The organism is Rhodococcus ruber NBRC 15591, assembly GCF_001894945.1.
Taxonomy (GTDB): domain Bacteria; phylum Actinomycetota; class Actinomycetes; order Mycobacteriales; family Mycobacteriaceae; genus Rhodococcus; species Rhodococcus ruber.
In genome coordinates, this window is sequence record NZ_BCXE01000022.1 from 227,086 (window position 1) to 246,275 (window position 19,190).

At 71.3% G+C, this 19,190-nt stretch carries 12 protein-coding genes; 8 read left to right on the top strand and 4 right to left on the bottom strand.

What is annotated here, in order from left to right; all coding sequences use genetic code 11:
* Positions 1-32 precede the first annotated feature (32 nt).
* From sigM to RR3_RS15715, 4 genes are all read right to left on the bottom strand, one after another.
* Positions 33-578 (bottom strand): RNA polymerase sigma factor SigM, encoded by a 546-nt coding sequence (gene sigM, locus RR3_RS15700; RefSeq protein ID WP_010595426.1) that lies wholly within the window; start codon positions 576-578, stop codon positions 33-35.
* 83 nt (positions 579-661) lie between these two features.
* A complete protein-coding gene (gene murJ / locus RR3_RS15705) occupies positions 662-4,486 on the bottom strand; it encodes a murein biosynthesis integral membrane protein MurJ (RefSeq protein ID WP_010595425.1) in 3,825 nt (1,274 codons plus the stop codon).
* Complete coding sequence (locus tag RR3_RS15710) at positions 4,483-6,816, bottom strand: DUF6049 family protein (protein WP_017681026.1); 2,334 nt, start codon at positions 6,814-6,816, stop codon at positions 4,483-4,485. The genes murJ and RR3_RS15710 overlap by 4 nt, the downstream gene beginning before the upstream one ends.
* Positions 6,813-7,406 carry an NUDIX hydrolase gene (locus tag RR3_RS15715; RefSeq protein ID WP_010595422.1) on the bottom strand — a complete coding sequence of 198 codons (594 nt, stop codon included), beginning with the start codon at positions 7,404-7,406 and terminating at the stop codon, positions 6,813-6,815. Before RR3_RS15715 ends, RR3_RS15710 begins: the two co-directional genes overlap by 4 nt.
* Positions 7,407-7,504: 98 nt before the next feature.
* On the opposite strand from RR3_RS15715, the gene RR3_RS15720 reads away from it, so the two are divergent.
* The 8 genes from RR3_RS15720 (at position 7,505) to RR3_RS15755 (ending at position 19,139) form a co-directional block, all read left to right on the top strand.
* A complete protein-coding gene (locus tag RR3_RS15720; RefSeq protein ID WP_017681027.1) occupies positions 7,505-8,959 on the top strand; it encodes a CCA tRNA nucleotidyltransferase in 1,455 nt (484 codons plus the stop codon).
* A 152-nt stretch (positions 8,960-9,111) separates the two neighbouring features.
* Positions 9,112-9,555, top strand: coding sequence for a Fur family transcriptional regulator (locus tag RR3_RS15725; protein ID WP_026137834.1), 444 nt, complete (start codon positions 9,112-9,114; stop codon positions 9,553-9,555).
* 39 nt (positions 9,556-9,594) lie between these two features.
* On the top strand, positions 9,595-11,781 hold the full coding sequence (gene katG / locus RR3_RS15730; RefSeq protein WP_059175061.1) for a catalase/peroxidase HPI: 2,187 nt from the start codon (positions 9,595-9,597) through the stop codon (positions 11,779-11,781).
* A 242-nt stretch (positions 11,782-12,023) separates the two neighbouring features.
* Complete coding sequence (locus RR3_RS15735; protein ID WP_064066703.1) at positions 12,024-16,070, top strand: bifunctional nitrate reductase/sulfite reductase flavoprotein subunit alpha; 4,047 nt, start codon at positions 12,024-12,026, stop codon at positions 16,068-16,070.
* 60 nt (positions 16,071-16,130) lie between these two features.
* The gene (locus RR3_RS15740) at positions 16,131-16,535 is read left to right on the top strand and encodes a TOBE domain-containing protein (RefSeq protein WP_017681031.1); all 405 of its coding nucleotides are present in this window, start codon (positions 16,131-16,133) and stop codon (positions 16,533-16,535) included.
* On the top strand, positions 16,532-17,293 hold the full coding sequence (gene modA, locus RR3_RS15745) for a molybdate ABC transporter substrate-binding protein (protein WP_040273090.1): 762 nt from the start codon (positions 16,532-16,534) through the stop codon (positions 17,291-17,293). Before RR3_RS15740 ends, modA begins: the two co-directional genes overlap by 4 nt.
* Positions 17,290-18,084, top strand: a complete 795-nt coding sequence (locus tag RR3_RS15750; protein ID WP_064066702.1) for an ABC transporter permease — start codon at positions 17,290-17,292, stop codon at positions 18,082-18,084. The genes modA and RR3_RS15750 overlap by 4 nt, the downstream gene beginning before the upstream one ends.
* A complete protein-coding gene (locus RR3_RS15755) occupies positions 18,081-19,139 on the top strand; it encodes a sulfate/molybdate ABC transporter ATP-binding protein (protein ID WP_010595414.1) in 1,059 nt (352 codons plus the stop codon). The genes RR3_RS15750 and RR3_RS15755 overlap by 4 nt, the downstream gene beginning before the upstream one ends.
* The last annotated feature ends 51 nt before the right edge of the window (positions 19,140-19,190 follow it).

Consider the following 19,190-nt stretch of genomic DNA (forward strand, 5'->3'; position numbering starts at 1 on the left):
GGGTGCCCTCACCAGGATAAGACGGTCACCGCTCACGATCGGTTCCCCGTCTCCCGCAGGTCGCCGAGAAGCACCGCGAGCCGACGACGCCCCCGCGCGCACCGGCTCTTGACGGTGCCCTCGGGGACGCCGAGCCGTCGGGCCGCCTCGCTCACCGGCCGGCCTTCCACGTCGACCGCGACGATTGCGGCGCGCTGCTCCGGTGGCAGGGTGCACAGCGCCGCCTCGATGTCCAGCGCAATTTCCCGCTCCGCGATGCGATTTCGTTCGTCGCGGATGTCGGTGTGGTCGTCGTACAGCGGAACGGTCGGTCGTGCCCTGTTGCGCCGGATGCGGTCCAGGCACGCGTTCACCACGATGGTGTGCAACCAGCTGCGCACCGCCGCGTTGTTCCGGAACTTCCCCGCCGTGCGATGCGCCGACAGCAGCGCCTCCTGCAGTGCGTCCGCTGCATCCTCCGGCGAGTAGCTGGTGCGGCGCGCCACCTGCCACAGATGGTCGTAGTGCCGTTCGAGCAGGTGCGCGAACGCACGTCGGTCCCCCGCCACGTGCGCCGCCAGCAACTCGGCGTCGGACATGGCAATTCCTGCGATCCCCCCCAAAATTCGCACGCGCGGATGGTAGCCGATCGAGGTGGGCTACCGGGGGGTGCGAGTGCCGGCTACTCGGCGGCGGTGAACGTCACCTCGGCGATCGAGCTCTTGTTGCCGCCACCGGACGTGCTCAGGCCCGTGATCCACACCAGCACGTCGGAGGTGCGTCCCTCGGACTCGACCGGGATCTCCGTGACGCCGGAACGCAGTGTCGCCGAACCGATCACCTGGGTCTGGTCCAGGGACGCCTGGTCCGACGGCGCGCTGCGGATCTCGACCTTCGTACCCGGGCTGTCCGATGTCACCGACACCGACGAGAGCGCCGCCGGCTCGGCGAGCGCCACCATCAGGCCCACTCCGTTCTTCAACGCGGGAAACGGCTGGAAGTAGGCATCGGTGCTCCACTCCGTCGAGGGATCGCCGTCGATCGCCAACCGCGCCGTCGCCGGCGAGTCCGGAGTGCCCTGGGGGGAGAACACCGACACCGCCGACGCCGCCACCGGGCCCGCGGCCGCGGCCGGCGCCGGCGCCTGGGCCACCGGTTCCGACGGGGCCTCGGTGGTCGGGGTGAGTCCGAAGTCCTGACTCGTGAGCGGCTCGTCGGAGCTGCCCCCCGCGAGCAGGTTCGCGATCCACCAGCCGATCAGGGCGAGCAGCACCACGGTGGTGATGCCGAGCCCGACGAGCGCGAACAGCATCCGCTCCGACCGCTTCTTCTCCTCCGCGAGGGCCTCGGGGTCCGCGAGCGCGTGGTTGGTGGCGCCGGGACTGCGCTGCCCGAGCCGCAGCGCCGGGATCATGTCGGTCTTCTGGTCCACGACCGAGGCCTGGCCGAGGATGTGCTGCACGGTGGCCGCCGTCCGGATGCCGCCGTCGGCCGCGAGCGCGCGCACTGCGACCGCGGAGATCTCGAACGGCACCTCCGGCCGCAGCGCGCGGGGTTCGACCGGGGTGCCCTCGGCGGTCAGGTCCGCGGGGCGCATGCCGCCGATCGTGCCGCCGGTCTGGGCCGGGGGCTGCTGCCCGGGCGCGGCCTGCTCGGGCAGCGGCCAGCGCGCGGTGATCAGGCCGTACAGGCCGGCGCCGAGGCCCCGGACGTCGGAGGTGACGTCCGCGTCGGCGAAGGTGGCGGGGAAGGCCAGCACCGCGTCGCCGGCGACACTGATGCGGATCCGGTCGGGGTGGTCGATCGAGAGGGCGCCACCGCCGCGGTGCGCAGCCTCGGCCGCGGCCGCGAGGGCCTGCACCGCGCGTGCCGCACCGAGCGGGGACGGCTCGGTGCCGGACATCTCGCGCAGCGAGCGACCGGGTGTCCACTCGGCGACGACGATGCCGCCCGAACTGCCGCGGACCACGTCGAGTACCCGGGCGAGCCCCGGTGAGTTGATCCGTCCCAGGCGCAGCGTGCGCGAAAGGATCGCCTGCGGACCGTCGGGACCGGTGACGTCCCCGGCGCGCTGCTCGGCGTCGACGAACGTCAGCGCCACCTCACGGTCGAGCTTGACGTCCTGCGCCTGCCAGAAGCGCAGACCGCGCGCGCCGCCGTGCGGGGCGAGCAGACGGTAGCGACCGCCGGCGACCGACGCGCCGGGGATCAGCTTCGGCCCGCGCATCGGGGTGCGCGGAGCGGACCCGGGCACCCGCAGGGGCGGCAGCTGGGGCGAGCCGACGGGGACGACGCCGGTGTCGACGTGAGGATCGCGCTGCGGCCGGCCGGCGCCGGACCGGCCGTCGGCCGCACCGTCGGCGGACTTGCGGGACGAGGGGGAACGATCGGGCGTGCCGGCCTGCGGGGACCGCGTGCCGTCGGCGTCCGTGGACACCGAACCGGGATCGGTCGATGCGGACTCATCGACCGTGGACTTACCGGTAGCGTGATCGTCGCTCACCCTCACTCCTTCTTGTTCGACTCGCCCGCCCCGGAGGTAGCCGGGAGGCCGTCCGGCATCCGCGAACCGGCGCGATCCGTCCCGGGCGGTCCGAACCTGCCGTCGACCAGGGTACGGGAGTTGCCCGTGTGCATCGATGTGGCTCGGCAGGTTCCGGAGCGCGGGAAGCACCTCGGTGACCGCGTCGTAGGGGGCCACCCCGTAGTCGCCGTAGTCCAGTCGTGGCAACACGATGGTCTTCTCCGCCTCGGACTCCCGGGCCGCCTCGAGTTCGGCGATCTCGTCGGCATCGGCCTCGGCGATCTCCGGTTCGACCGGCGTGCGACCGCGCAGCGCATCGACCTTGCGCCGGACCGCCGCGGTGATCGCCAGGATCTCGGGCACCTTCAGCAGCCACATGACCGTGAGAGTCACCAGCAGCATCAGCGCGCCGGTGATCGCGACGCGCACCATCGAGCCGACGCCGCCGAACCGGTCGCTGAGCGCACCGAGCCGCAGCAGCCGATCGGCGATCAGCATCACCACGGCGCCCGCGGCCGACGCGGTCACCACGTGCCACAGGGTCCGGCCCACGTTCGCCATCCGCAGATCGCCGAGGGCGCGGTGCAGCAGGAATCCGCCGATGCCCGCCCCGACCGTGAACGCCAGGCCGGTCGCCACGCCCAGCAGCAGCACCACCTGGTCGTCGTTGCGGGCGACGACGGGCGCGAGGGCGGACAGGGCGACCTTCACGGCGGTGATGCCGAGGATGATCCACGTGGGGGTCCACGCCTGCTCGCGCGCGTAGAACACGCGCAGATGGATGAGGACGAGGGCGTACGGGATCAGGGTGAACGCCGACCAGCTGACGGCCTGGCCGAGCCGTTCGGCGTTGCCCTCGCCGAAGCTGCCGTAGCCGTACAGGGCCGTGCCGATCTGCGGGCCGGCGACGGTGAAGAACACGACGATCGGGATCAGCGCGATCATCGTCAGCCGGGTCGCGACCGACAGGTCGTCCACCACGGCGGGGGTGTCCTCCGCGGCGGCGTTGCGGCTCAGCCGCGGCATGATCGCCGTGAGCACCGTGACGCCGAGGACGCCGTACGGCAGCTGCAGCAGCAACCACGCGTTGTTGTAGATCGCCGGACCGGCCGCGTCGGCACTCGACGAGACGTGGGTCGCGAACACCATGCCCGCCTGGCTGATGAGCACGTACAGCACGATGGCTGCGCCCATGCCGCCGAACTGGCGCAACCGGTCGTCGAGCCCCCACAGCGGTTTGAGGCTGATCCCCTCGCGGCGCAGCGCCGGCACCAGGGACATCGCCTGGGTCACCACACCGAGGGTGACGCCGCAGCCGAGCAGGAGCAGGTGCGGGTCGCTCATCCGCACCGGGTCGAGGGTGATCTCCCCGGGCAGCAGGAAGTACAGGACGAGAACCGTGATGACGACGACGTTGTTGAGCACCGGCGCCCACGCGCCCGGCTTGAACACCTGCCGGGTGTTCAGGATGGCGGTGAGCAGCGCCGACAGGCCGTAGAACAGGATCGCCGGCAGCAGCAGATACGTCAGCGCCGTGGTCAGCGTCGTCGACACCTTGCCCGTGTCGTCGAGGAAGAACCGGGTGACGAGGACCGGCGCGGCGGCGGTGGCCAGCAGGGCGGCGAGCCCGAGCACGGTGACGGAGACGGTGAACAGGCGCCGGACGAAGGCCGCACCGCCGTCCGGGTCCTCGCGTTCCGCGCGGACCAGCACCGGCACGACGATCGAGGTGAGGACGGCGCCGAGCACCAGCTCGGAGATCATGTTCGGGATCTGGGCGGCGACCGTGTAGGAGCTGGCGACGGCGGCACCGAGCAGGGTCAGCAGCAGCACCTGCTTGACGAAGCCGGTGATCCGGCTGATCAGGGTGGCGAAGGCGATCGAGCCGGTCGCGGCGAGGAGGCCGGGGTTCTTACGCGGGGCCGGCTCCGCCGCCGCGGGGGCGGGCGGGGCGACGTCCTCACGGGTCGGATTCCCGGTCATTGCTTCTCGTACCCTTCGTCGGCTGGATCGGGCTCGCCGCGGAAGCGGTGCAGGAGACGACGGCCCGCCAGGAACAGCAGCAGCGCCCCCGCACAGCCGGTGACGATCGCGAGAACCTGGCCGTACGCGTTGGACCGTACCGTCACGTTCGTCGGGGTGCCGAGCGGCAGCCCGGACTCCGTGGTCAGGGCGAACTCGACACCGATCTTCCGCGAATCGCTGATCTGCGCGGGCACCGTGAGGGTGCGGCTGCCCCGCGGCGGCAGCTGTGTGGGCCCGATGTCGGTGATCTTCATCGCCGACGGGGCGTCCACGTGCAGCCGCACGGTGATGCCCACCGGCAGATCGTTGCGCGCGACCAACAGTAGGGGACTCTGCTCCGAGGTCAGCGTGTAGACGCCACCGGGTGAGAGCACGGTCACCCCCGCGAACATCCCGTCGACGGCGTCGCGGACCTCGTCGCCGCGCCGCACCGCGTCGCGTGCTGCGGCGCCGGGGTCGGGTCCGCGCCGGCCCGCCAGACTCATCGCGCGCAGCAGATCCTCGCGCAACGGCGCGGTGAACTGCTGCGGCGTGAGCTGTGCCTGGGGATCCTCGACGAGCGCCTCCTCGAACGCATCCAGGCGGGGCGCCTGCTCGCGGGCCGTGTCCATCACCTCGGCCGAGGCGCCGTCGACGATGGCCTGCTCCGGGTAGGACAGCGCGACAGTGGGCGTGTCCCCGGGGACCGGTGTGAACAGGGTGTCGAACGGACGCGCGGTGGCCAGGCCCGAGCGGATCAGCGTGCCGACCATCGACAGGACCGCGGCGGCGTCGTCGCCGGATGCGCTCCACGACTGCGGCGGCGCGAACAGCACGGAGTCCGGGGCCGCGGGTGCGCCGGTGGACACGGTCCGGGTGACGTCGTCCCGGGTGCGCAGCGCGGACCAGCTCAGGGCGCCCAGCGCGTCCTGCAGACGGGCGTCCGGGGAATCCTCGGTGAGGTCGTAGCGGGCGTCCTCGTCGGTGAACGACGGCGTCTGCGGTGCGTCACCGAGCGCCGCGAGCGCGGTCGCGGCGGCGCTGTCGAACAGGACCGTGGACAGGCCGTCCACGCCCCGCACGGGCGCGGGACCCGTGCCCGCGGCCGCGTCCGCGGCGTCGACCGCGGTGTCGGCGAGCAGAGCCGTCACCGGACTGTCGGCGGCGAGCAACGCCCCCGCCTTCTCGGTCAGGACCCCGGCATCGGGCCAGACCACGTCGTCGCGGGTCGTGGTGATCCCGAGGATCGTGTTCACGATCCCGGTGGGGGCGGCGAGGGCGGGCCCGGCGAGCGAGGCGTCGTCGAGTTCGGCGAGGGCGGCGGTGTCGACCTGGGCGAAGGGCACCGCGACCGTGCACATCGAGCCGGCGACGGCTCGCAACCGTTCCAGCCACGCGGCGGCCGCCGCCGTCCCCTCCCCGTCGCGGGCGTCGCCCATCGGCTCGGCGGGGTCCTCGACCACCAGATAGCCGCGGGTCATGTTGGCGACGGTGACGAGCAGGTCGGGGTCGACAGCCAGGCACAGCGCGTCGGCGACGCGGCGGTCCTCGGCGGTGGCCGCCCGTTCGGCGGCGTCGAGCAGTCCGTCGAGACGACCGCCGTCGGCGAGCGACGTCGCAAGGTCGTCGTCGACGAGGCGGACCGGCTCCGTCGCCGAGCCGGGCACCCCCGCCGCGAGACGCGGCCGGTCCGCGAGCGGCCACATCATCGTGATCCCCACGGGTGCGGACGTGTCCGGCGGCACGGGGCGGTCCGTCCGGTTCTCGCTCGGGGGCACCCCGAGCACGGGCAGCAGGAACCGGGCGTCGTCGAGCCGGGCCTGACCGCCGTACTCGGGAGCGCCGTTGACGTTGACGAGCAGCGGGTACACCCCGGGTGCGTCGATTCCCAGCGACGGGTCCTGCGCCGAGCGCAGCGCCAGTTCGAGACGGAACTGCCGCTGCTCACCCCGCTCGAGGACGTCGGCGACCGATTCGAACGGACCCGTGCGGTCGTAGGCGGTCTGATCCCAGGTCAACGCGGTGCGCAGCTCCTCGGCGGAGCCGACCGCCGGGGCACGCTGCAGCCGCACGGCGATGTCCTCGACGTCGCGGTCCCCGACGTTCTCGAGCGTGCCGGTCACCGTCACCACCGGCTCGCTGCTGGTGGACACCGTCGTCGGCGTCACCGAGTCGATGCGCAGTTCGAGGAAGCGCGGCGCGTCGGACCCGTCGCTGCGCGGCTGGGCGACGGACACGCCCGCCGTCGTCAGGACGAGCGCGAGCACGGCGAGAACGGCCGCCGCGGCCCGGCGAGCTGCCGACGTCATCCGAGACGGGCCTCCGGTCCGCCGGGTCCGAGCAGCATCGACGGATCCATCTCGGCGATCAACTGGTCGGCGACGTCGGCGAGCCTGCGCTCGTCCGCGTACGCCAGGCGCGAGCGCAGCTCCGGCAGCGGGACCCAGGCCACCTCGGTGACCTCGACGTCGGCGTCGGAGAGCTCGCCGTCCAGGTAGCGCAGCAGGTAGTGGTGCACGGTCTTGTGGACGCGCCGGCCCTCGGTGACGAACCAGTAGTCGATGCTGCCGAGGGTGGCGAGGACGGTGCCGTGGATGCCGGTCTCCTCGTGGACCTCGCGCATCGCCGTCTGCTCGGCGGTCTCACCCTTCTCGATGTGTCCCTTCGGCAGCGACCACAGCAGCCGGCCCCGACGGTCGGTGCGTCCGATCAACGCCGCGCACAGTTTCTCGGGGGGTCCGCCGAGGCCGTCGACCACCAGTCCCCCGGCCGAGGTCTCGCGGACCGTGCGCAGGTGAGGCTTCGACGTGTCGGAGGTGGACCGGCCACCGGACTTGGCGCCCGCGCCACGCCGCCGCGAGGTGCGGCGGTTGCGGTTGGCACGTTCTGCGGGCGACACCCCATCGATACTAGTTGGCGGGACGCGCCCGGCGGTTCAACCAGGCACGTCCGGAGCGCGCACCGGTGCGTTCGGCCACCTCGGTAAGGTTCGAAGACGTGAACTCTCCCTCCACCGACACCGAGCGGCGCGCCCGACTGCTCGCCGGGGCCGACGCGACGCTGCGTGCGCTGTCGGACATCCTGGCGCCGCTCGGTGCGCGCTTCACCGCCGCCGGTCACGAGCTCTACCTGGTGGGAGGGAGCGTCCGGGACGCGGTCCTCGGTCGCCTCGGGACCGATCTCGACTTCACCACCGATGCGCGGCCCGAGCAGGTGCAGGCGCTGCTGCGCGGCTGGGCCGACCACCAGTGGGACACCGGCATCGACTTCGGCACGATCAGCGCGGTCAAGGGACCGGAGCAGATCGAGATCACCACGTTCCGCAGCGACGCGTACGACCGCGTCACCCGCCATCCGATCGTCGAGTACGGCACCCGCCTCGAGGACGACCTCGTCCGGCGCGACTTCACCGTCAACGCGATGGCCGTGCGGATCGGCCCGACCGGCGCGGAGGACTTCGTCGATCCGCTCGGCGGAATGGATGCCCTGCTCGCCGGGGTCATCGACACGCCCGCGCTGCCGAGCGAGTCGTTCCACGACGACCCGCTGCGGATGCTGCGCGCGGCGCGGTTCGTCTCCCAGCTGGGGTTCGGGCTGGCCGAACGCGTGCACGACGCGATCGTGGCCATGGCCGACGAGATCCTGCGGATCAGCGCCGAGCGGGTGCAGGCCGAACTCGACAAGCTGATCCTCGGTGACTACCCCATCGAGGGCATCGACATCATGGTCGAGACGGGCCTCGCCGAGCGAGTGATCCCGGAGATCCCCGCGATGAAGCTCGAGATCGACGAGCACCATCAGCACAAGGACGTGTACTGGCATTCGCTGACCGTGCTCCGGCAGGCCATCGACCTCGAGGACGGCGACCCCGACCTCGTGCTGCGCTGGGCGGCCCTGCTGCACGACATCGGCAAGCCCGCGACGAAGCGCAACGAGCCGGGCGGCGGCGTCAGCTTCCACCACCACGAGGTCGTCGGCGCCAAGCTCGTCCGCAAACGGATGCGGGCCCTGAAGTACTCCAAGCAGATGATCGACGACGTCGGTCAGCTCGTGTTCCTGCACCTGCGGTTCCACGGCTACGGCAAGGGCCAGTGGACGGATTCGGCGGTCCGTCGCTACGTGCACGACGCCGGTGACCTGCTGCCCCGGCTGCACAAGCTGGTCCGGGCGGACTGCACCACCCGCAACAAGCGCCGGGCCGCGGCGCTGCAGGCCACCTACGACGATCTCGAGACGCGCATCGAGCGCATCGCCGAGCAGGAGGACCTGGCGAAGGTCCGGCCCGACCTCGACGGCAACGCCATCATGGAACTGCTCGGCCTCAGGCCCGGCCCGCAGGTGGGGCAGGCGTGGAAGTTCCTCAAGGAGCTGAGGCTCGACCGTGGGCCCCTCGATCGCGACGAGGCCGAGGCCGAGCTGCTGAAGTGGTGGTCGCAGCAACCGAAGCCCTAGCGCCCGGTAGCCGGGGCCGTCCCGCACGACCCGGTAGCCCGGACCACCCCGCCCAGCTGTGGGCGGCGCCCGGGCATGCGCCCGAACTCTGATCATGCTGCGATTGCGTCAAAGTCGGGACTCATTCCAGAAAAGTGCGTCATAGTATCCCCGTGCCCTCGACGCAGGAATTCGTGGAGCAATTGCGTACGGCGGAGCTGCGCGTGACCCGGCCCCGGATCGCAGTGCTGGAGGCGGTGCACGAGCACCCGCACGCCGACACGGAGACGATCTTCGGAACCGTGCGTACCGGTCTGCCCGACGTGTCCCGGCAGACCGTGTACGACGTGCTGCACGCCCTGACCGGTGCCGGTCTGGTGCGCAGGATCCAGCCGTCCGGTTCCGTCGCACGCTACGAGTCGCGGGTCGGGGACAACCACCACCACCTCGTCTGCCGGTCCTGCGGGGTCATCGTCGACGTCGACTGCGCCGTCGGCGAGGCGCCCTGCCTGACGGCGTCCGACCCCAGCGGCTTCCTCGTCGACGAGGCGGAGGTCATCTACTGGGGCACGTGCCCCGACTGCTCGGCAGCGCACGCTTCGCGGTCACATCCGTGATCATCGTCCGATTCACCGCATCCGGAAGGAAGGGCCGACGTGTCCAACAGTGAAAGCGAAAATCCGGTAATCCCGTCCCCCGAGCCGAAACCGCACCGGCCCAGGACCAACCGGGACTGGTGGCCCAACCAGCTGGACCTGCAGGTTCTCCACCAGCACTCGCCCCTCTCCAATCCGATGGGCCCGGACTACAACTACGCCGACGAGTTCGCAAGCCTCGACGTCGAGGCCCTCAAACAGGACATCTTCGCGCTGATGACGACGTCGCAGCCGTGGTGGCCGGCCGACTACGGCCACTACGGGCCGCTGTTCATCCGGATGAGCTGGCATGCCGCGGGCACGTACCGCATCGCCGACGGCCGGGGCGGTGGCGGTAAGGGCGCCCAGCGCTTCGCTCCCCTCAACAGCTGGCCCGACAACGCGAGCCTCGACAAGGCGCGCCGGCTGCTGTGGCCGATCAAGCAGAAGTACGGCCGCAAGCTCTCCTGGGCGGATCTGCTGATCTTCGCCGGCAACTGCGCGTACGAATCCATGGGATTCAAGACGTTCGGTTTCGCCTTCGGCCGCGAGGACATCTGGGAGCCCGACGAGGTGTTCTGGGGTCCCGAGGACACCTGGCTCGGGGACGAGCGGTACGCCGGCGAGCGGGAACTGTCCGGCCCGCTCGGCGCCGTGCAGATGGGGCTGATCTACGTCAATCCGGAAGGGCCCAACGGTAATCCGGATCCGCTCGCCGCGGCCATCGACATCCGGGAGACGTTCGGCCGGATGGCGATGAACGACGTCGAGACGGCGGCCCTCATCGCGGGCGGGCACACCATCGGCAAGACCCACGGGGCCGCGACCGCCGACCACGTCGGTCCCGAGCCCGAGGCCGCCCCCATCGAGCAGATGGGCCTGGGCTGGAAGAACTCCTACGGCACCGGCGTCGGCGGGGACGCGATCACCAGCGGGCTCGAGGGCGCCTGGACCCCCACCCCGCGGCAATGGGACAACACCTACCTCGAAACCCTGTACGGCTACGAGTGGGAGAAGACCAAGAGCCCCGCCGGCGCGTGGCAGTGGATCCCGAAGGACGGGGCCGCAGCCGACGCCGTCCCCGACGCCCACGATCCGTCCAAGCGCCACTCACCGGTGATGCTGACCACGGACCTCTCGTTGCGGCTCGACCCGATCTACGGGCCGATCACCCGTCGCTGGCTGGACAACCCGAAGGAATTCGAGGAGGAGTTCGCCAAGGCCTGGTACAAGTTGCTGCACCGCGACATGGGGCCGGTCACGCGCTACCTCGGCCCGTGGGTCCCCGAGGCGCAGCTGTGGCAGGACCCCGTCCCCGCAGTCGATCACGAACTGATCGGCGCGGACGACATCGCCGCCCTGAAGACCGAGATCCTCGAGTCGGGACTGTCCATCCCGCAGTTGGTCGCGACCGCGTGGGCGTCGGCGGCGAGCTTCCGCGGCACCGACAAGCGCGGCGGGGCCAACGGCGCCCGCATCCGCCTCGAGCCGCAGAAGAGCTGGGCGATCAACGAACCGGACAAGCTGGCCGAGGTACTGCCGGTGCTCGAGCGGATCCGGCAGGATTTCAACGGCGCGCAGTCCGGGAAGCAGGTCTCGCTCGCCGATCTGATCGTCCTCGGCGGCTGCGCCGCAGTCGAGCAGGCGGCGAAGAATGCCGGTGTCGAGATCACGGTCCCGTTCTCGCCGGGCCGCACCGATGCCTCGCAGGAACAGACCGATACGGAGTCGTTCGCCGTACTCGAGCCCCGGGCCGACGGGTTCCGCAACTACCTGCGCAACGGGGAGAAGCAGCCGCCCGAGCGCCTGCTGCTGGACCGGGCGAACCTGCTCACGCTGACCGCCCCGGAGATGACGGTGCTCGTCGGCGGCCTGCGAGCCCTCGACGCCAACTTCGGTGGCTCCGCCCACGGTGTCTTCACCGACCGGCCCGGGGCGCTGACGACCGACTTCTTCGTCAACCTGGTCGACATGGGCACCGAGTGGAAGGTGTCCGAGACCGCCGAGAACATCTACGAGGGCCGCGACCGGGCCTCGGGTGAGGTCAGGTGGACAGCCACGGCCGTCGACCTGGTCTTCGGTTCGAACTCGCAGTTGCGCGGCATCGCCGAGGTCTACGGCAGCGCCGACGCGCAGGAGAAGTTCGTGCAGGACTTCGTCGCGGCCTGGAACAAGGTGATGAACCTCGACCGGTTCGACCTCACCTGATCCCTGAGGGTCGGGCCTCACCCGGACCGATCCTCACATCTCGGGGCGGCATCCCGCCGGCTGTGACGGCCGGCGGGATGCCGTGCGTCCGGGGTGCGCGCTCACCCTCTCACCGGCCCGCACGGCGAATCGTGAGCCAGATGTCACCGGGGACTCACCACGGTTAATGCTCACGAAACACGGGGTCGGGAGCATGGGACGCGGCCGGAGGAACGTGGCCGACCCAGGTGAGGAGCGGTTCGATGCAGGGCGAGATCACGAAGGTCAAGACCGCCTGCTCATACTGCGGCGTGGGCTGCGGCATGGTGCTCGAGGTCGGCCTCGATCCCGCCACCGGTGCCCGGCGGGTGCTCGACGCGTACGGCGACAAGGACCACCCCACCAACTTCGGGCGTCTCTGCACGAAGGGGGCGACCAGCGCGGAGATGCTGGCCGCCGGCGGACGCATGGAGACCGCGTACCGTCGCACCGAACGCGGGGACGCCCCGGTGCCCGTGGACGTCGACGCCGCGATCGCCGACACGGCCCGCCGGTTGCGGGGGGTGCTCGACGAGCACGGCCCCGACGCCCTGTCCTTCTACGTCTCCGGACAGATGTCGCTCGAGGCGCAGTACCTGGTGACCAAGCTCGCGAAGGGATTCGTCGGTACCAACAACATCGAGTCCAACTCCCGGTTGTGCATGGCCGGCGCCGGCACCGGATACAAGCAGTCGCTCGGTGCGGACGGCCCGCCCGGTTCCTACCAGGACTTCGACCACGCCGACCTGTTCTTCGTCAGCGGCGCGAACATGGCCGACTGCCATCCCATCCTCTTCCTCAGGATGATGAACCGGGTCAAGGCCGGGGCCAGACTCGTCGTCGTCGACCCCCGGCGCACCCCCACCGCCGAGAAGGCGGGCCTGTTCCTGCAGATCGCGCCCGGGACCGACCTGGCGCTGCTCAACGGCCTGTTGCACCTGATCGTCGAGAACGGGCACGTCGACCGGGACTTCGTGGCGGAGTTCACCGAGGGCTGGGAGGCCATGCCTCCCTTCCTCGCGGACTACACGCCCGAGCGCGTCGCGGAGATCACCGGGCTGGCCGAGGACGACATCCGCACGGCCGCGCGGTGGATCGGCGAGGCGGGCAACTGGATGTCGTGCTGGACGATGGGCCTGAACCAGAGCACGCACGGCACCTGGAACACCAATGCGGTCTGCAACCTGCACCTGGCCACCGGCGCGATCTGTCGCACCGGCAGCGGCCCCTTCTCGCTCACCGGTCAGCCCAACGCGATGGGCGGGCGCGAGATGGGGTACATGGGGCCCGGTCTGCCGGGGCAGCGGTCCGTTCTCGACGACGCCGAGCGGACCTTCGTCGAGCAGCAGTGGGGGCTGCCAGCCGGTGCGATCCCCACCACCGTCGGCAAGGGCACGATCGACATGTTCGAGCAGATGGCCGCCGGTGCCATCCGGGCCTGCTGGATCATCTGCACCAATCCGGTTGCCTCCGTGGCTAATCGGCGCACCGTCGTCGAAGCGCTCGAGAGGGCGGAGCTCGTCGTCGCACAGGACGTCTTCCTCGAGACCGAGACCACCGCGTACGCGGACATCCTGCTACCGGGAGCGCTGTGGGCGGAGTCGGAGGGGGTGATGGTCAACTCCGAGCGCAACCTGACGCTGTTGCGACAGGCGATCGACCCGGTCGGGCAGGCCCTGCCGGACTGGCAGATCATCGCGCGCGTCGCCTGCGCGATGGGCTACGCCGAGGCGTTCACCTACTCGTGCTCCGAGGAGATCTTCGAGGAGATCAGGCGCTTCCGGAACCCGAAGACCGGATACGACCTGCGCGGAATCAGCTACGACCGGCTGCGCGAGACCCCCGTGCAGTGGCCGTGCCCGCCCGAGGGCGCGACCGACCGGAACCCGATCCGCTATCTGAACGACGGCGTGAGCCAGACCCTGCTGAGGTCCGGGGACGGCTCCCTCCCCCGGCTGCGGTTCGCCACCGCCAGCGGCCGGGCCGTGTTCCATCCCCGCCCCCACATGCTGCCGGCCGAGATGCCCGACGACGACTTCCCCGTCGTGCTCAACACCGGCCGCGTCCAGCACCAGTGGCACACCCTCACCAAGACGGGGAAGGTCGCCAAGCTCACCAAGCTGAACCCCGGACCCTTCGTCGAGATCAATCCTGCCGACGCGCAGAGGCTCTCGATATCGGACGGCGACCAGGTGGAGGTCGCGTCCCGCCGCGGCCGGGCGGTGCTGCCGGCCGTGGTCACCGACCGGGTCCGGCCGGGATGCTGCTTCGCCCCGTTCCACTGGAACGACATGTTCGGGGAGTACCTGGCGGTCAACGCGGTCACCAACGACGCCGTCGATCCCGCGTCGCTGCAGCCGGAGTTCAAGGTGTGCGCGGTGTCGCTGACGAAGGTGGCGACGGCGGCCGGGGACGACGCGCCGGCGGACCGTCTCGCCTCCGCGCTCGGACTGGCCGACACGGCGCGGCCGGTACTCGACGAACTCGAAAAACACTATCTGACCGGATTTCTGGCGGGATTCCGGGAGTCCGGGCAGGCGGGTGTCCCCGTGCTCCCGGCGTCCGCTCCGCTGCCGGCCGCCACCCGCGCCTGGGTGGACGGGATGCTGGCGGGACACTTCTCGCACACCGCGCAGGACCGCGACGAGTCCGACGGGGTGGCGCCGGTGGTGGTGGTGTGGGCCTCGCAGACCGGCAATGCCGAGGAGTTCGCCCGGTTGTGCGCCGAGCGGCTGCGCGCCGCGGGCAGGCCCGTCACCCTGACCGGGATGGACGACGTCGACGTGTCCACGCTGACCGGGGTGCGCGATCTGCTCGTCGTCACCAGCACGTTCGGCGACGGCGACGCCCCGGACAACGGCACCGCGTTCTGGAACGCGCTCGACCGGGACGACACACCCCGCCTCCCCGACACCCGCTACGCCGTGCTGGCGTTCGGCGACTCGAGCTACGACGACTTCTGCGGCCACGGCCGCCGCATCGACGAGCGCCTCGCCGAACTCGGAGCCACCCGGCTCACGCAGCGGGTGGACTGCGAACCCGACTACGAGGGACCGGCCGGCGAATGGCTCGCCACGGTCGAGCAACTCGTGCGTCTCGACGGGGCCGTGCCGGCTCCGTCCGCGCCGGGACCGCCGGCGAAGTCCGAACCCGCCTACAGCCGGAAGGCGCCGCTCGTCACGCGCCTGACCCGGAACGTGCCGCTCAGCGGGTCCGGCTCGTCGAAGGATGTGCGCCAGTTCGGATTCGAGTTGTACGACCCGGATTTCGTGTACGAGGCGGGCGACGCGCTCGGCGTGATGCCCACCAACGGACCCGAGGCGGTCGACGAATGGCTCCAGGTCACCGCGCTCGATCCCGAAACACCCGTGGAATTCCCGGATCTGCCGACCATTCCGCTGCGCGAGGCCGTGACCCGGCACCTCGAGATCGCTCGGGTGACCCCCGAGCTGCTGCGCTTCGTCCACGAGCAGACCCAGAGCGCGGAACTGGCGAAGCTGCTGCGCCCGGGCAACAAGATCGAGTTGCAGCGGTGGTTGTGGGGCAAGCAGGCGATGGACGTGATCGCGGCGTATCCGTTCAAGGCGCTGATCGCGGAATGGCTGCCCGTGCTCAAGCGGTTGCAGCCCCGCCTGTACTCGATCTCGTCGAGCCCGCGGACCAACCCCCGCGAGGTGCAGCTGACCGTGTCGGTGGTGCGGTACAACTACGAGGGCATCGCCCGGGCGGGGGTGTGCTCGAGCTTCCTCGCCGACCACAGTCACGGCGTCGACATTCCCATCTTCGTCCAGCGCAGCACCCACTTCCGGCCGCCCCGGACTCCGGACACCCCGATGATCATGGTCGGGCCCGGCACCGGTGTCGCACCGTTCCGCGCCTTCCTGCACGATCGCCGCGAGATGGGCCACACCGGCCGGAACTGGCTGTTCTTCGGCGATCAGCGGTCGTCGACCGACTACCTGTACCGGGACGAGATCGAGGCGATGCACGCCGACGGCTTCCTGACCCGGCTCGATCTCGCCTTCTCCCGCGACCAGCGACAGAAGATCTACGTGCAGGACCGGATGCGCGAGCACGGAGCGCAGCTGTGGAAGTGGTTGCAGGACGGTGCCCACTTCTACGTGTGCGGCGACGCGAGCCGGATGGCGAAGGACGTCGACGAGACGCTGCGCGAGGTGGTTCAGGTGCACGGCCGGCTCGACGCGGTGGACGCCGAGGCGTACGTCGAGCAACTCGCCGCGGAGAAGCGCTACGTGCGCGACGTGTACTGAACCGCAGATTCGTCGATTTTCGGTTGATAGGCCCGCAGACGCGGAAGTAGTGTCTGCATTGTGACGCAGATTCGCATCAAGGATGCCGCCCGGCTGCTCGGCGTCAGCGACGACACCGTGCGACGGTGGATCGACCAGGGCGCTCTGCCGGCCGGCAAGGACGGCGCCGGGCGCAAGATCGTCGAGGGAGCCGACCTCGCCGAGTTCGCCCGGCGGCAGGCGGACGAGGCACCCGATCTGCTCGGCGTGGGCAGCTCCGCCCGCAACCGGTTCGCGGGAATCGTGACCCGGGTGGTCGCGGACACCGTCATGGCGCAGGTGGAGATGCAGTGCGGCCCGCACCGCGTCGTCTCGCTGATGAGCCGCGAGGCCGTCCGGGAACTCGGCCTCGAACCGGGCAGTCTCGCGGTCGCCGTCGTCAAGGCCACGACGGTCATCGTCGAGACCCCCGGAGGGGCATCGTGAAACCCGCTCTCGCAGTCGCCGTCGCCGCGCTCGTCCTCGCCGGATGCGCCGGGGAGGCCGGCGGCGGCCCGGGGTCGCCGTCCGGGGCCGCGGGTGAGCTCACGGTGTACGCGGCCGCGTCGCTGCAGGCGCCCTTCCGCGAGATCGGCGCGGATTTCGAGGCCCGCAATCCGGGCACCCGCGTCGTGTTCGACTTCGCGGGCTCGTCGGATCTCGTCGCCCGCCTGTCGCAGGGTGCCGAGGCGGACGTCCTCGCCACCGCCGACGCCGCCAACATGACCAGGGCCGTCGACGCCGGTGTCGTCGCGGGCGATCCCGTGGCCTTCGCGACCAACACCCTCACCATCGTCACCGAGCCGGGCAACCCGCTCGGCATCACCGGTTTCGCGGACCTGGGCCGGCCCGGAGCCGACGTCGTCGTGTGTGCGCCGCAGGTGCCGTGCGGCGCGGCGACGGCCCGCATCGAGCAGGCCACGGGGGTCGACCTCGCTCCGGTCAGCGAGGAGTCGTCGGTGACGGACGTCCTCGGCAAGGTGACCAGCGGCCAGGCCGACGCCGGGCTGGTGTACGTCACGGACGCCCGACAGGCCGGGGACGCCGTGACCACCGTGCCGTTCCCCGAGTCCGCCGCGGCCGTCAACACCTACCCCGTCGCCGTCCTCGCAGAGGCGGCGGATCCCGCGGCGGCGTTCGTCGCGCACGTCACCGGGCCCGACGGGCGACGGGTCCTGACCGAGCACGGGTTCGCGGGCCCGTGACGCGCGTCCGTCCGGCGGGGCTGCCGGCGTGGATCTACGTCCCCGCGCTCGTCGGGGGACTGTTCGTCGCCGTGCCGCTGCTGTCGCTGATCCTCGCCGTCGACTGGCGGCACTTCCCGGATCTGGTGACCTCCGAGGCGTCCCTGCAGGCCCTGGCCCTGAGCATGCGGACCGCGGGTGCCGCCACGGTGCTGTGCGTCCTGCTGGGCGTGCCGATGGCGACCGTGCTCGCGCGCAGCACCTTTCGCGGGCTTCCGGTGCTGCGCTCGCTCGTGCTGCTGCCACTCGTGCTGCCGCCCGTCGTCGGCGGCATCGCGCTGCTGTACACCTTCGGTCGCCGGGGACTGCTCGGCGAGTACCTCGAACTGCTCGGAATCCGTATCGCGTTCTCCACCACGGCAGTGGTCCTCGCGCAGACGTTCGTCGCGTTACCGTTCCTGGTGATCAGTCTCGAGGGCGCCCTGCGCACCGCCGGCACCCGGTACGAGGCGGTCGCCGCAACGCTGGGGGCACGCCCGACCACCGTCTTCCGCCGCGTCACCCTCCCCCTCGTGCTGCCGGGACTCGCGTCCGGCACCGTCCTCGCCTTCGCGCGGGCGCTCGGAGAGTTCGGCGCCACCCTCACCTTCGCCGGCAGCCTCCAGGGTGTCACCCGCACGTTGCCGCTCGAGATCTACCTCCAGCGGGAGACCGACGCCGACACCGCGGTGGCATTGTCGCTGCTGCTCGTCGTGGTCGCGCTCGTGATCGTCGTCGCCGTGCGGGGGCGACGGACAGCGGGTGGGCCGTGACCGGACTGCAACTGCGGGCCCGGGTCGAGTCCCGCGACGTCGACCTCGCGGTCGCCGCGGAGTCCGGCAGCGTGCTCGCCGTCCTGGGGCCCAACGGTGCCGGGAAGTCGACCGCGTTGAACGTGATCGCGGGTTTGCTGCAGCCCGACGACGGCCGCGTCGAGGTCGACGGGCGGGTTCTCACCGACACGGCGACGGGGGTGGCGGTGCCGCCGCACCGCCGCGCGGTGGCGCTGCTCGCCCAGCAGCCGCTGCTGTTCCCGCACCTGAGCGTCCTCGACAACGTCGCATTCGCTCCCCGCAGTGCGGGACGCGGCCGATCGGCCGCCCGCGCGGCGGCGTGGCGGCACCTCGCCGCCGTCGGCGCGACGGACCTCGCCGACCGGAAACCGCGGCAGCTCTCGGGCGGTCAGGCCCAGCGCGTCGCGATCGCCCGTGCGCTGGCCGCCGACCCCCGGCTGCTGCTGCTCGACGAACCGATGGCGGCCCTCGACGTGACGGCCGCCCCGGCCGTGCGGTCGCTGCTGCGCACGGTCCTGAAGGACGCCGGGCGCACGGCACTCGTGGTCACCCACGACCCGCTCGACGCCCTCGCCCTCGCGGATCGTGCCGTCGTCGTCGACGGGGGCCGGATCGTCGAGGCAGGCACGGTGCGCGACGTGCTGTCCCGGCCGCGCAGCGCGTTCGCGGCTCGCATCGCGGGACTGAACCTGCTCGCCGGCACCCTCACCGCGGACGGCGTCGACACCGTCGTCGGCCGGGTGCGGGGGGTGCCCGACGACGACTGCGCTCCGGGGGATTCGGCGGTCGCGGTGTTCGCCCCCGCGGCCGTCGCGGTCTATCCCGACGAGCCGCACGGCAGTCCCCGCAACTCGTTCGCCGTCGTCGTCGGGGAACTCGAGGTCCGCGGTGCCACCGTCCTCGTCCGCGCCGCCGAGTCCGGGATGACCGCAGAGGTCACCACGTCCGCAGCCGCCGATCTCGCACTCGCACCCGGCGCGGCGGTGTGGTTCGTCGTCAAGGCCACCGAAGTCCGCATCCACGCCGCCCGCTGACCGAGCGAACACATCGTTCCGTCGGGCCGCGGAGGTGAACGGTACACTCGC